General features: G+C 47.5%; 9 protein-coding genes. 4 read left to right on the top strand and 5 right to left on the bottom strand.

Going from position 1 to position 13,998, the window contains the following annotated elements; all coding sequences use genetic code 11:
• Nucleotides 1-48: 48 nt before the first annotated feature.
• From L3V45_RS09710 to L3V45_RS09720, 3 genes are all read left to right on the top strand, one after another.
• On the top strand, nt 49-1,536 hold the full coding sequence (locus tag L3V45_RS09710) for an aldehyde dehydrogenase family protein (RefSeq protein ID WP_003153776.1): 1,488 nt from the start codon (nt 49-51) through the stop codon (nt 1,534-1,536).
• Between the two features lie 96 nt (nt 1,537-1,632).
• Nucleotides 1,633-3,516, top strand: a complete 1,884-nt coding sequence (locus tag L3V45_RS09715; RefSeq protein WP_003153774.1) for a terpene cyclase/mutase family protein — start codon at nt 1,633-1,635, stop codon at nt 3,514-3,516.
• Entirely contained in the window at nt 3,513-4,358 is an 846-nt protein-coding gene (locus L3V45_RS09720) for a superoxide dismutase (RefSeq protein WP_003153772.1), read from the top strand. The genes L3V45_RS09715 and L3V45_RS09720 overlap by 4 nt, the downstream gene beginning before the upstream one ends.
• Nucleotides 4,359-4,398: 40 nt before the next feature.
• Here the strand turns inward: L3V45_RS09720 and L3V45_RS09725 are convergent, their stop codons facing one another.
• Nucleotides 4,399-5,736 (bottom strand): sodium-dependent transporter, encoded by a 1,338-nt coding sequence (locus L3V45_RS09725; protein ID WP_003153770.1) that lies wholly within the window; start codon nt 5,734-5,736, stop codon nt 4,399-4,401.
• Nucleotides 5,737-5,939: 203 nt separating this feature from the next.
• Here L3V45_RS09725 and L3V45_RS09730 point away from each other — a divergent pair, with 203 nt between their 5' ends.
• Nucleotides 5,940-6,908: a bile acid:sodium symporter family transporter gene (locus tag L3V45_RS09730; protein WP_003153767.1), complete on the top strand. Its 969-nt coding sequence runs from the start codon at nt 5,940-5,942 to the stop codon at nt 6,906-6,908.
• Between the two features lie 27 nt (nt 6,909-6,935).
• Here L3V45_RS09730 and L3V45_RS09735 read toward each other — a convergent pair whose 3' ends face one another.
• From L3V45_RS09735 to L3V45_RS09750, 4 genes are all read right to left on the bottom strand, one after another.
• Complete coding sequence (locus L3V45_RS09735; RefSeq protein WP_003153765.1) at nt 6,936-7,682, bottom strand: MBL fold metallo-hydrolase; 747 nt, start codon at nt 7,680-7,682, stop codon at nt 6,936-6,938.
• A 72-nt stretch (nt 7,683-7,754) separates the two neighbouring features.
• On the bottom strand, nt 7,755-9,002 hold the full coding sequence (gene odhB, locus L3V45_RS09740) for a 2-oxoglutarate dehydrogenase complex dihydrolipoyllysine-residue succinyltransferase (RefSeq protein ID WP_103695050.1): 1,248 nt from the start codon (nt 9,000-9,002) through the stop codon (nt 7,755-7,757).
• A 15-nt stretch (nt 9,003-9,017) separates the two neighbouring features.
• Nucleotides 9,018-11,852, bottom strand: a complete 2,835-nt coding sequence (gene sucA / locus L3V45_RS09745) for a 2-oxoglutarate dehydrogenase E1 component (protein ID WP_236836948.1) — start codon at nt 11,850-11,852, stop codon at nt 9,018-9,020.
• Between the two features lie 227 nt (nt 11,853-12,079).
• Nucleotides 12,080-13,996 (bottom strand): vWA domain-containing protein, encoded by a 1,917-nt coding sequence (locus L3V45_RS09750; RefSeq protein WP_015388114.1) that lies wholly within the window; start codon nt 13,994-13,996, stop codon nt 12,080-12,082.
• Nucleotides 13,997-13,998 lie beyond the last annotated feature (2 nt).

Below are 13,998 nucleotides of genomic sequence, written 5' to 3' on the forward strand. Positions count from 1 at the left end.
CAAGATGCTCAAAACAGACCATAAAAAATTTCGGGAGGTTTGTTACGAATGAGTTCTTTAACGATGCAGATCACAAAAAGGCTGGAAACATTTTTACAGGGTACGAAGAAACTTTATATTGACGGAAAATTTGTTCCGAGCGCTTCAGGATCAACATTTGTCACACCGAATCCGGCAACCGGAGAAACGCTGATGACGCTTTACGAGGCACAGACAGAAGACATTGACAGTGCAGTGAAAGCGGCACGCAAAGCCTTTGATCACGGCGAATGGCGCACTATGCCGGCCGCTTCCAGAAGCAGGCTGATGTATAAGCTTGCCGATTTAATGGAAGAGCACAAAACGGAACTCGCGCAGCTTGAAACACTTGATAACGGAAAACCGATTAATGAAACGACGAATGGGGATATCCCGCTCGCAATTGAGCATATGCGTTATTATGCCGGGTGGTCTACAAAGATAACCGGACAAACGATTCCGGTCGCCGGCTCATATTTTAATTACACCCGCCATGAGCCTGTCGGCGTCGTGGGGCAGATCATCCCTTGGAACTTTCCGCTCCTTATGGCGATGTGGAAAATGGGCGCCGCCCTTGCCACAGGCTGCACAATCGTTTTGAAACCGGCGGAGCAGACACCGCTGACCGCCCTCTATTTAGCGGAATTAATAGATCAGGCGGGCTTCCCTGACGGCGTCATCAATATTGTCCCAGGGTTCGGCGAGACGGCCGGGGAAGCGCTGACCAACCATGACGATGTCGATAAACTCGCTTTTACCGGTTCTACAGAAATCGGCAAAAAAATCATGGAAAAAGCCGCAAAAAAAATTAAACGCGTGACACTGGAGCTTGGCGGAAAGTCACCTAACATCATTTTGCCTGATGCCAATTTGAAGAAAGCCATTCCCGGCGCTTTAAACGGGGTCATGTTTAATCAGGGACAGGTATGCTGCGCAGGCTCCCGTGTCTTCATTCACAAAGACAAATATGATGAGGTCGTAAGCGAAATGGTTTCATATGCGAAATCGCTTCAGCAAGGCGCCGGCCTTCACCAAGATACACAAATCGGCCCGCTCGTCAGCCAGGAACAGCATGAGCGCGTGCTTTCATATATTGAAAAAGGAAAAGCGGAAGGAGCCAAAGCTGTCGCGGGCGGCAGCTGCCCGTTTGAAGAAGGGTATTTTGTCTCCCCGACTGTATTTGCGGATGTGGATGACAGCATGACCATCGCAAAAGAAGAAATTTTCGGCCCGGTCTTAGCCGCCATTCCGTATGATACGGTTGATGAAGTCATTGAGCGGGCGAACCGCTCGGAATACGGTCTTGCAGCCGGACTTTGGACTGAAAATGTGAAAAACGCTCATTACATTGCTGACCGTCTCCAAGCCGGCACCGTTTGGGTCAACTGCTACAATGTTTTCGATGCGGCATCTCCTTTCGGCGGCTATAAGCAATCCGGCCTCGGGCGGGAAATGGGCTCTTACGCGCTGAATAATTATACAGAAGTGAAAAGCGTCTGGATCAACCTGGAAGATTAAATCAAACAAGAAACTGCTGCCTATCAGCAGTTTCTTTCTTTTGTCATGCCGCCTTTTACATATGAATATATATGCTTCTGAAGGAGTTGAGCGAGTGTGAGCACAATTCATGAAAACGTCAGAAGCTGCCAAAAGAAAACCATCTCCCTATTAAGAGAAACGCAAAATCCGGACGGCTCATGGTCATTTTGTTTTGAAGGTCCGATTTTGACAAACGCCTTTCTGATCCTCCTTCTCACTTCTCTTGGAGACAATGATAAAGAACTGATCGCTGAGCTTGCAGAAGGCATTCGCGCTAAACAGCGCCCGGACGGAACTTTTGCCAACTATCCTGATGACCGGAAAGGAAATGTGACCGCTACTGTACAGGGCTATGCCGGCTTGCTGGCTTCCGGTTTATATAGCCGTTCTGAGGCGCATATGATTCAGGCTGAACGCTTTATCATCTCAAATGGCGGCTTGCGCAACGTACACTTCATGACAAAGTGGATGCTTGCGGCAAACGGCCTTTACCCATGGCCCGCGCTGCATCTGCCATTATCTTTCTTAGTCATTCCCCCATCCTTCCCGCTGCATTTTTACCAGTTCAGTACATACGCTCGTATTCATTTCGTACCGATGGCCGTGACGCTTAACAAAAGATTTTCGCTGAAAAATCCCAATGTTCCGTCTCTCGCGCATTTAGATCGGCATATGACTAAAAATCCGTTTACATGGCTTCGTTCCGATCATGATGAGAACAGAGACCTCTCTTCTCTTTTCGCCCACTGGAAGCGGCTTTTGCAGATTCCTGCCGCTTTTCACCAGCTCGGTCTGCGTACGGCCAAAACGTATATGCTTGACCGGATTGAAGAAGACGGCACATTATACAGCTATGCGAGTGCCACTATTTTTATGGTGTACGGCCTGCTCGCTCTCGGTGTATCGCGCCACTCCCCCGTTATCAGAAAAGCGCTTGCCGGCACGAAAGCTTTGCTCACGTCTTGCAGCGATATACCGTACCTGGAAAATTCAACGTCGGCCGTTTGGGATACGGCGCTTCTCAGCTATGCGCTTATGAAAAGCGGCATCTCAGATAACGATCAAATGATAACCGGAGCCGCCCGGTTTCTGCGTGAACGGCAGCAGACGAAAGTCGCTGATTGGGCCGTTCACAACCCGCATGCTGAACCGGGAGGATGGGGTTTTTCAAACATTAATACAAATAATCCTGATTGTGATGACACAGCCGCAGTGCTCAAAGCCATCCCGCGAAAACGTTATCCCGCCTCATGGGAACGCGGACTGAGCTGGCTTTTGTCCATGCAAAACAGTGACGGCGGCTTCTCTGCTTTTGAGAAAAATGTCAATCATCCGCTGGTCCGCCTGCTGCCGCTGGAATCGGCTGAGGAAGCTGCCATCGATCCTTCAACAAGCGACTTAACCGGACGGGTGCTGCACTGTTTAGGAGAAGCGGGGCTTTCTCCTGATCACCCTCAGATTGAAAAGGCCGTCCAATGGCTGATCCGCCATCAAGAAGAGGACGGATCGTGGTACGGCAGATGGGGTGTCTGCTATATTTACGGCACATGGGCAGCGCTGACAGGGATGAAGGCTTGCGGCGTGAGCCAAAACCACCCGGCCGTGAAAAAAGCGATCCGCTGGCTGAAGTCCATTCAAAACGAGGACGGAAGCTGGGGAGAATCCTGTAAAAGCGCAGAAGTCAAAACCTATGTTCCGCTTTCTTACGGGACGCTTGTACAGACGGCTTGGGCGGCCGAAGCTTTGCTGCAATACGAAAAACCTCATCATCAAGCCGTCACAAAAGGCATATCTTTTCTTATTGAAAACCGGCATTACGAAGGAGACGCTTTCAGCTATCCGACCGGAATCGGCCTGCCGAAACAGTTTTACATCAGGTATCACAGCTACCCGTATGTGTTTTCTTTGCTTGCGCTCAGCACTTTTATGAAAGTGAGTGAAAAGGAGGAAGAAAAATGAAACGGCACGCTTATCAAACCGAAATGCTGAATTGGTGTGAAACCTTGAAGGAACAAGTCATACAGCAAGGTCGGTTCGATCGCTTCGCGGCACAAATCGACCGGATTTTTCACACCCTTCAGGATGATGGATTAACGGAGGCGGAATGGTACGAACAGGCATCAGCACTTTACCGGGACATTACCGAACCGGAAGAGCCGGATGAGCGCAGAGCCTATGTGCCGATCGGCAAGCATGTCCTCCCTAAACTGCCATACAGTTATTCCGCACTGGAACCGTATATTTCAAGAGAGATTATGAAACTCCACCATACTAAACACCATCAGAGCTATGTTGACGGTCTGAATAAAGCAGAACTGGAGCTCAAAAAAGCGAGACAAACGAAACAGTACGACTTAGTGGCGCATTGGGAGCGGCAATTGGCGTTTCACGGTGCCGGCCATTATTTGCACAGTATTTTTTGGTTTTCCATGAATCCAAACGGAAAAAGACGGCCGACGGGTGCGCTCTTTCAAATGATTGATGTGTCATTCGGAAGCTATTCCGCTTTTAAAGAGCAATTTTCTCAAGCAGCAAAAAAAGTCGAAGGAGTCGGCTGGGCTATCCTTGTCTGGGCGCCGCGCTCCGGACGGCTGGAGATTTTGGCCGCTGAGAAGCATCAGCTCTACAGCCAATGGGACGTCATTCCTTTGCTTCCGCTGGATGTATGGGAACACGCCTATTATTTACAATATAAAAATGACCGCGCGGCTTACGTGGATCAATGGTGGAATGTCGTTGATTGGCGGGAGGCGGAGAAACGGTTCGAGCAAGCGCGCCGCGTGATGTGGCCGCTTTATTAAAAAAGGCCCCCGTCTTGAACGGGGGCCTGCTTCTTTTGGTCTAAAAAATACCAAGCACGTGCAGAAAAACGATAATAATGGCTACAGGAGCCACATAACGGATTAATAGGAGCCAGACTGCAAACCATTTTCGTTTTATACCGGAACCGCTTTTCAGTTCGTCAAACAGCATCTGTTTCGGAATTTTCAGCGGTACGAACACGGCAATTAAAAGCGCGCCCAACGGCATTAAGACATTGCTGACCAGAAAATCCGCAGCGTCAAAAATACTGCGGTGAAAAATAGAAACATCACTCAAAATGCCGTACGACAGCGCCGAAGGGACCCCGACAATAAATATAGCAAGTCCCCCGATCCATGCATACCGCTTCCGTTTTGCCGAATCGCCTTTTGACAAAACAGCAACTAAAATTTCAAGCATTGAAAAAGCCGATGTCAGCGTCGCAAATAAAAACAGCAGCAAAAAGGCGAGTAAAAACACGATGCCCAACGGCATTTGGTTAAAGACGGTCGGCAGCACGTTAAATAAAAGCTGCGGACCTTGATCCGGCTTGAGACCGAATGCAAATACCGCCGGAAAAATCGCCACTCCCGCCATCACGGCAACAAGGACATTTAATACCGTCACCGATACGGCGGATTGAACAATATTTTCTTCTTTTTCTAAATATGCGCTGTATGTAACCATTACGGACACTCCGACGCTTAACGAGAAAAATGATTGACCCATCGCATATAAAATGGTATTGGCATCCATCGCGCCAAAATCAGGCATGAAGAAGAATTTTAACCCCTTCGCTGCATCATGCAGCGTAACGGAGCGGATCATTAAAAGAATAAACAGAATAAACAGAGCCGGCATCAGCACCTGGCTTACCTTTTCGATGCCGCTGCTCACCCCTTTTGCCACAACTAAAATCGTCAGCACGATAAACAGCAGCTGACCGAAAACCGCTGCATAAGGGTTTGAAATGGTATCGATAAATAACGTATCAAATCCCGAAGAAAGCGTTAAACCGCCTGTAAAGCCTTTTATAATGTAGATTAATATCCATCCCCCCACTACGCTGTAGAAGGATAATAGAATAAAACACGTTATGATTCCGAGATATCCGATCCAGTGCCACTTTTTCCCCGGCGCCAGCGCCTTATAGGATTCAACGGCGTTTTTTTGTGTTTTTCTGCCGATAATAAATTCAGCAAGCAAAAGCGGCAGTCCGATTAAAACAGTAAATAAAATAAAAACAAGCAGAAAAGCGCCGCCTCCGCTGGTCCCCGCTACGTAAGGGAACTTCCATATTGCGCCGAGCCCGATTGCAGAGCCGGCCGTAGCTAAAATAAATCCCAGCTTAGATGACCATTGATTAGCTTCTTTCACTTCAGCACTCCCAATTCATTTCAGTATAAAAATCAATTGTAAGAATATATGTCTGAATAGTCAAGAAGATATTAGTTTACATAATAATTTTATCGAAAACTTATATTTAATATTGAATTATTCAGAATATTATTTATAATGGAGTACAGAAAAGTCAGTCATATTTTCTGACTGATTGATTGGATGTAAAAGGAGCTGTGTTTATGGAATGGCTGAAAAAAATAAGCGGGTTTGCGGGCCAAACCTTTGGCTTGTGGGTTATCGTCTTTGCCGGTTTGGGATTCGCCTGCCCTGATTTGTTTTCTTGGATCAGTTCTTATATGACGATTTTCCTTGGTATTATTATGTTTGGGATGGGGCTTACTCTTCAAGCAGACGATTTTAAAGAATTAATCAGAAAGCCTTGGCATGTCGTGATCGGAGTCGCTGCCCAGTTTACGATTATGCCGCTTGCGGCTTTCTGTTTATCAGTCGGGCTCCGCCTCCCCGCAGAAATCGCCGCGGGCGTCATTCTGGTCGGATGCTGTCCGGGCGGTACGGCATCAAATGTCATGACGTTTTTGGCGAAAGGCAATACGGCGCTTTCTGTTGCGGTCACCACGATCTCAACATTGCTTGCTCCTATTGTAACGCCGGCACTTATTATGCTGTTTGCGAAAGAGTGGCTTCCCGTTTCTTTCGGTTCACTGTTTGTTTCCATTATGCAAGCCGTGCTTTTGCCGATCGTCCTCGGGGTGATTGTGAAGCTGTTCTTCAAAAAACAGGTCGGACAAGCCGTGCACGCACTTCCTCTCGTATCGGTAATCGGCATCGTAGCGATTGTATCCTCTGTCGTCAGCGTAAATCGTGAGCATCTGCTTCAATCCGGACTGCTGATTGTGTCTGTCGTCATCTTACATAACGGAATCGGATATTTGTTAGGATTCCTGACTGCAAAGCTGTTCAGAATGGATTATGCTTCACAAAAAGCGATTGCGATAGAAGTCGGAATGCAAAACTCCGGACTGGGCGCAGCGCTTGCGACAGCGCATTTCTCCCCTTTGTCAGCCGTGCCGAGCGCAATTTTCAGCATATGGCACAATCTGTCGGGGTCTGTTCTTGCCACCTACTGGTCTAAGAAAAAAGAGAAAAACAGCGCCGAAGAAGAAACGGCAAAGATTCCGTTTTCATAACTGAACAAGGATAGGCTGCCGCCGCTCCTATCCTTGATTATTCTGCAGATCACGAAACAGGCGCAAAAGCGCTTTTTTTACATCCCCCTGAAATAAACCTCCATGATAACAAATCAATTGGCGGATATCGTAATCAAGCAGCCGCTGCACAGATCGGACCGCATCATCCATATGTAACGTATAGTCAGGATTAGCAAGTTTCAGCTTTCCGTCTTCAATGACGACCGCATCACCTGTGATCATTGTTTTTTCGGCAGGCAGATAAAGACTGATATGGCCGGGTGTATGACCCGGCGTGGCTACAACGCGAATGCCTCCGCACCAAGGCAGCAGCTCACCGTCAGTAACTGTCCGGTGAACTGGAGCCGATTCGACTGATTGAAGCGAGCAAATGAACTGTTTTGCATAAGGCTTTGCATCCTCTGGCAATGAACTAAACGTTGATTCAGCCTGCTCAAGCCGTAAAGATTTTTTAGAGCCGTCAATATACGGCGCTTCACGCTCATGTACTGTCACGCTGATATCCGGGTGCAAACGATGTAATGCAGCGAGTGAGCCGATATGGTCTATGTCGTGATGCGTTACAATGATTTTTGTCAATGAATGAAGCGACATTCCATGCCGGGCAGCAGCATGTTGAAGATGGTTTGTAAAACCGGGATATCCGCAGTCTATTAATATCGTGTCATGTTCGTCTTGCAGAAGAACCGGAGTGATAGAATGCAATTCTTCATTATATTCAAATTCGATCTCAAGCGGATAACAGCTTTTCATATAAATTCTCCCCTTCGCTCAATAAAAAAGTACACTGCTTGTAAGGGCAGTGTACTTTTTGTCTGTTTCAAATTATCCTTCCAGCAGCAGCTGTTCCGGATCTTCAAGCAGGTTTTTAATGGTGACAAGGAACCCGACCGCTTCTTTACCATCTACAATTCTGTGATCATATGATAAAGCGATGTACATCATCGGACGGTTTTCAGAGCGCTCCGCATCAATTGCTACTGGGCGCAGCTGAATTTTGTGCATACCTAAGATCCCGACCTGAGGGCTGTTTAGGATCGGTGTTGACATAAGCGATCCGAATGTACCTCCGTTTGTGATCGTGAAGGAGCCTCCTTGCAGCTCACCTAATGTTAATTTATTGTTTCGCGCTTTCTTCGCAAGTTCGCCGATCTCTCTTTCAATGCCGGCAAACGTCAGGCGGTCAGCGTCACGTACGACTGGGACGACAAGCCCTTCTTCAGCCGCGACAGCGATACCGATGTCATAGAATTTTTTCACGATCAGCTCATCGCCTTGAATTTCAGCGTTAAGGAGCGGGAATTTTTTCAATGCAGCCACGACGGCTTTTGTAAAGAACGACATGAAACCGAGTTTTACATCGTTTTGCTCAAGGAATTGGTCTTTACGGCGTTTTCTTAGATTCATAACGGCCGTCATGTCAACTTCGTTAAATGTAGTCAGCATCGCAGAAGTCTGCTGCACTTCAACCAATCGTTTCGCGATCGTCTGTCTGCGGCGGGACATTTTTTGCACTTCGACAGGTTTGTCAAAGCTTTGCTGTGTTTTTTGAGCCTGCTGTTTCGGCTGTGCCTCAGGTTTTGAAGCCGGTTTTTCATAAGCTTCCACATCTTGTTTGCGCACGCGGCCAAGCGGGTCCCCCGTCGGAATTTGTGATAGATCAATCCCTTTTTCCCTTGCCAGCTTGCGTGCAGCCGGAGACGCTACCGTTCTGGATTTCGCTTCTGATTGTGCTTCCTGGCTGACTTCTTGTGCAGCAGGTTCAGCTTTTGCTTCCTCTTTCGTTTGTTCATTGGCTGGAGCACTTTCTGAAGGGGCGGGTGCAGAACTTTCGCCAGCGCCTTCTGTAATGGTACCGATAATTTCTCCTACTTGGACGGTATCACCCGAATCTTTCAATACCTCTTTTAGAACACCCGATTCTTCTGCTGTCAATTCAACATTTACTTTGTCCGTCTCCAGTTCAAGCAAGTACTCACCCTGTTCTACATAATCACCGGGCTGCTTTAACCATTGGGCTATCGTTCCTTCTGAGATTGATTCTGCTAATTCAGGTACCTTAATTTCCGCCATTTTTACATTTCCCCCTTAGTTTTTGCGAGTCAAGCTATCAGATACAATGCGTTCCTGTTCTTTTTTGTGGACTGTCGGATCTCCTTCTGCGGGACTGGATCGTCTTCTTCGGCCGATGTATTGGACATTTACTCCTTTTGGCGCAATTTCCGTCAGATACGGGCTGATATAACTCCATGCCCCCATGTTCTGCGGCTCTTCCTGAACCCAAACGATCTCTTGCAGGTTCGGCAGTTTGGCGAAAAGCTCCTTCGTATCTTTTGCCGGGAACGGATACAGCTGTTCGATTCTGGCAATATGAAGCCAATCCTTATCGCCTTCCATTTTGTTGAAGTGATCGCTGATATCAATTGACACTTTTCCGCTTGATAATACGACGCGAGTCACTTTTTCGTAAGCATGGGAAAGACCGGACTGCTCATAGACAGGCTTGAATCGGCTTTCGCTCAGTTCCTGCACTTCAGATACCGTATTCGGGTTGCGCAGCAGGCTCTTCGGCGTCATGATCACAAGCGGGCGGATTTCCTCACGAAGCAGCATTTTCGCTTGTCTTCTTAAAATGTGGAAATACTGAGCCGCACTTGTCAGGTTGGCCACTGTCCAGTTGTTTTCCGCCGCCAGCTGCAGGAACCGCTCGACGCGGCCGCTGGAGTGTTCAGGGCCCTGCCCTTCGTAACCGTGAGGCAGCAGCATGACCAGCCCTGATTTTTGTCCCCATTTTGCCCGTCCTGCAGATATGAATTGATCAAAATAGACTTGAGCCGCATTGGCAAAGTCCCCGTACTGCGCCTCCCACAACACAAGCGTTTCAGGCGAATACACGTTGTATCCATATTCAAAGCCGAGAACCGATCCTTCAGAGAGCGGGCTGTTATGCACCGTAAATGAAGAAGCGCAGTCGTCTAAGTGATGGAGAGCAACAAATTCTTCTCCTGTTTCGCTGTCATGCAGCACAAGGTTTCTTTGAGCGAACGTTCCGCGCTCTGAATCCTGCCCGGTCAGCCGGATCGGCGTGCCGTCTTTCAAAATGGAAGCAAACGCAAGCGATTCAGCCAATGACCATTCAACTTTACGGTCATCATCAAACGCTTTTGCACGTCTTTCCAGGATTCTTTTCAGTTTGCCGAACACGTTAAAGGATTCCGGCCAGTTGATAAGTTCGCCGTTCAGCTTGCGGAGAACATCAAAATCAATGGCTGTGTCAACGTCTGGAAAACCGTTGGACACCGGCTCCGGCAATTCAATTTCCCGTACGGCGTCTTCTTTTTTGGCGGGCACCTTTTTATAGGCGTCTTCAATTCGTTTTGTCACTGCCATTTCGATGTTTTGCGCTTTTTCCTCGCTCATCAGTCCTTCACTTACGAGTTTTTCCGCAAAGATCCGCTTGACAGTCGGGTGTTTTCTGACGGCATCATACAGCATCGGCTGTGTCGTTGACGGCTCATCCATTTCATTGTGGCCGTATCGTCTGTACCCGATTAAATCGATTAAGAAATCTTTATTGAACCGCTTCCGGTATTCAACCGCAAATTTAACGGCTGACAGGCATGCTTCGGGATCATCCGCGTTGACGTGAACGATCGGAATTTCATAACCCTTCGCCAAATCACTGGCATATTTTGTGGATCGTGATTCATCGCTTTCAGTTGTAAAGCCGATCATATTATTGGCGATGATATGAATGGCCCCGCCCACCTGATAGCCTTTCAGTGAGCTTAAGTTCAGCGTCTCGGCGACAATGCCTTCTCCCGGGAACGCTGCGTCACCGTGAATTAAAATGGCGAGCGATTTTGTTTCGTCTTGAACCGGGTACCCCTTTTGCGTTCTTGTTTCCTGTGCCGCCCGCGTGCTTCCTTCCACAATCGGATTGATGAATTCCAAGTGGCTCGGGTTATTTGCAAGCGTAATCCGCGCGCTTTTGGTTTCAGCATCCTGAAGCTGTCTGTCTGCACCGAGGTGGTATTTAACATCGCCCGTCCAGCCGTAGCTGATGCCGGTCGATCCTTCAGACGGCACAAGGTCTTTATTCGGCGCGTGCTGGAATTCTGAGAAAATAATCTCATACGGTTTGCCGAGCACATGCGCAAGCACATTTAAACGGCCTCTGTGCGCCATCCCGATATTGACATTGGTTGTGCCCGCTTTCACAGACTGGGCGATAATGTCGTCAAGAACCGGCACAAGCGCGTCTAATCCCTCAATTGAGAAACGCTTCTGACCGACGAATGTCCGGTGTAAAAATTGTTCAAATCCTTCTACTTCCGTCAGTCTTTCTAAAACGGCTGACAGTTTTTCCGGTGAATTTTTCCGGAACAGTTCTCCGGACTCGACCATTTTTGTAATCCATGCGCGCTCTTCGAAATCATGCACATGGTCAAACTCGAAAGAGATGGTTCTTTTATAGGTATTGCGTAAATGCTGGATGGCTTCTAAGCCGTTTGTTATATTGGCAGGTGCGTCTTTACAGATGACAGACGCGGGTATTGCTTTCATTTCTTCTTCTGTAAGCCCGTACTCGGATAACGGAAAGAGCTCGCTCTTTTTCGGATCCTTTCTGAGCGGATTGACGGAAGCGTTCAGATGGCCATAGGTTCGAATATCTTCTGCAAGTTTAACTGCTGCTGCGATCTTTTGAATCAGATCTGCGGTGACGCGTCCCTGTTCCTTTGTTTCCGATGCCTCTTTTATTTGGCTTGGCGGAGCGCCTAGTTCGTCAAACATGTCTTTCAGATCCGGATCAATGCTGTCTGGATCTTCAGCATATTGGTCGTACAGCTCCAGTGCGTAGCCGAGGTTCGGTCCGTAAAAATCTTCCCAATTCATTCTTTGTTTCATATTATTTTGAAACATTTGAATATTACCCCCAACCTAGATAATCAAGTGATCAATTCACTATCTTGAAATAACTTTTGAACGCTGTGCCCAAAATTATGTAATAAAAACGCTTCCAAGGATATTTTACCACTGATTGCGTTTGGATTCTACCTTGATTGTTCACAAAATAGTAAAAAAAACAGATCAATACCGAAAAAATTAAATCATTTTAAAATAAAAAGCGAAAAAGCATAGGGAAAAGCCTATCCTATGCTTTTATGAAGCAGTTTTTTCAAAAGCGGATACAGCACATCGGGCAGCTGATCGACATCCGGAACAAAAATACTGTACTTTCCGTACATATCCTGAATGGTTTTCATCTGGGATTCTTCTATCGCAGTATTGGACAGAAAAACATTTATGACTTCTATCCCTTTTTTTCTCGCTTCGATGACAGCCTCGCTCGTATCGACGATGCCGTTTTGTTCGTATCCGAATGCTGCCGGCTCTCCGTCTGAAAACACGATTAAAAATTTTTGCGCCTCACTCCGCCGCATCAGCTGTTTCGTCATTTGTCTGATGGCGTATCCGTCTCTGTTATCTTCTTCGGGCGCAAGCTGCATGATCAGCGGACCCGCCGCCTGCAGCAGGGACTCTTCAAACGGAATGACGGTATTGAAGAAATTCGGCTGGCTCGTTTCGGTCGCTTCGTTTGTATCCTCCCAAAATCCGACGATTTGATGCGGTACGGACACTGATTTCAAGGCCTCATGAAAAAGAACGATCCCTCTTTTTGTTTCATCCATTTTGTCGAACATGCTGGCCGAACAGTCGACAAGCAATGTAAAAACGGCGTCAATGTCTGAAGACGGGTCCTGCTTTTTATAGAAAAGGCGCGGGTTCCGTTCCGTAAAATAGCGGATCAGTTTGCGATTCAGCCGGCCTGCGTGAAGGTCGGTCCGCGGGAGCGTTTTTTTGTGCTCAAGTGTTTTTTGTATCATCTGCTTCAGGCGTTTTTGATATGATTCTATCGTTTTTGCCTGTTCTTTATAAGACTGCTCCTCTTCAGGAGACGCTTTTTGAGGCGTTTGATAAACCGGGAAGGCAAATTTGTTTTCTTTTCCGTCAGCCAGCCCGGCGCCCTCATGTTCATCCTGAATGGATTCAAGCGCTTCCAGTTTGGAGTAATCCTCTCTTTTCGTCTGACGTGCGGAACCTTGAACGGAGCCGAGCGCCTGGTCACCGTCATCGCCTTCTCTGGCCGCGTCTTTCCCAAGATCTGATTTCGCGCCGTGCTCAATATCAAATTGAAGGAAGCTTTTTGACGGCGCTTCGGTTTCCCGGTGCCACGTATTCATTTTCTCTTCAAGGATTTCTTCATCTCCGTCGGAAGACTCAGGGAGCGTGAGATCGTCACTTAACGAAGGCGCTTTTTTTACGCTTTCGAATAAAGGCTCTTCAGCCGCTTTTTCGTAATCAAGTTCCGGCAGAAAAAAGTATGTGTTCAGCATATCTTTCTCAAGCACTTCATCAAGGCCTTCCATGAGGTCTTCCGTTATTGTTGCGATTTGTTCCGTAGAATCCGCCTCATACACCCGGATGAGCTGACGTTCAATATACGGTATCATCATATCAATATTTTCATGCATGGAAGGAATGCCTTCTAGCGGAGACTCAGCCGTCAGCTTGACAAACATCGCGCAATACAAAGCGTCGGTGAAAATGCTCCGTTCTAAATTCAATGTCAGCTGCGTCGTGAAATATTTCCTGTACATCTCTCTCCGCTTCTGAAAAACACGTTTCGTTCCCGGCCGTTCTTTTTTGATCAGCTCTTCAATTCTGATATCCTCAAGCAGCATAAACAGCTGCTTGGCAAAGCTTTGGCGGGTGAAGTGCCGGTGAACGTCATTTAAAAACCCCGCAAATACCCGAAATGAGCTGCTGCGTGTTCCGACAGCGCGCAAATACACATCGCTTTTCAGGCCGGCTTCCATATCCCCGGCTGATCGGTCTTTCCAAAAGTGGCTCATGTAAATTTTCTTTTCAAAGGGATTGTAGTAAGACTGCACGCCGTATTCCACTTCAACTTCACTGCTTCTGGTCAGTGTTTTGGCCAGATCAGTCAGCATCATGAACAAAAACGAATCAATCGTGCTGTCGTTAAATTTGATAAACTTCATTG

The sequence above is a fragment of the Bacillus sp. R45 genome, assembly GCF_021729365.1.
Lineage (GTDB): Bacteria > Bacillota > Bacilli > Bacillales > Bacillaceae > Bacillus > Bacillus velezensis.

Bases quoted from the DNA above. Each gene is read 5' to 3' on its own strand.
- odhB (WP_103695050.1), bottom strand. From the start codon at position 9,002: ATGGCGGAAATTAAGGTACCTGAATTAGCAGAATCAATCTCAGAAGGA.
- L3V45_RS09720 (WP_003153772.1), top strand. From the start codon at position 3,513: ATGAAACGGCACGCTTATCAAACCGAAATGCTGAATTGGTGTGAAACC.
- L3V45_RS09730 (WP_003153767.1), top strand. From the start codon at position 5,940: ATGGAATGGCTGAAAAAAATAAGCGGGTTTGCGGGCCAAACCTTTGGC.
- L3V45_RS09750 (WP_015388114.1), bottom strand. From the start codon at position 13,996: ATGAAGTTTATCAAATTTAACGACAGCACGATTGATTCGTTTTTGTTC.
- L3V45_RS09710 (WP_003153776.1), top strand. From the start codon at position 49: ATGAGTTCTTTAACGATGCAGATCACAAAAAGGCTGGAAACATTTTTA.
- L3V45_RS09735 (WP_003153765.1), bottom strand. From the start codon at position 7,682: ATGAAAAGCTGTTATCCGCTTGAGATCGAATTTGAATATAATGAAGAA.
- sucA (WP_236836948.1), bottom strand. From the start codon at position 11,852: ATGTTTCAAAATAATATGAAACAAAGAATGAATTGGGAAGATTTTTAC.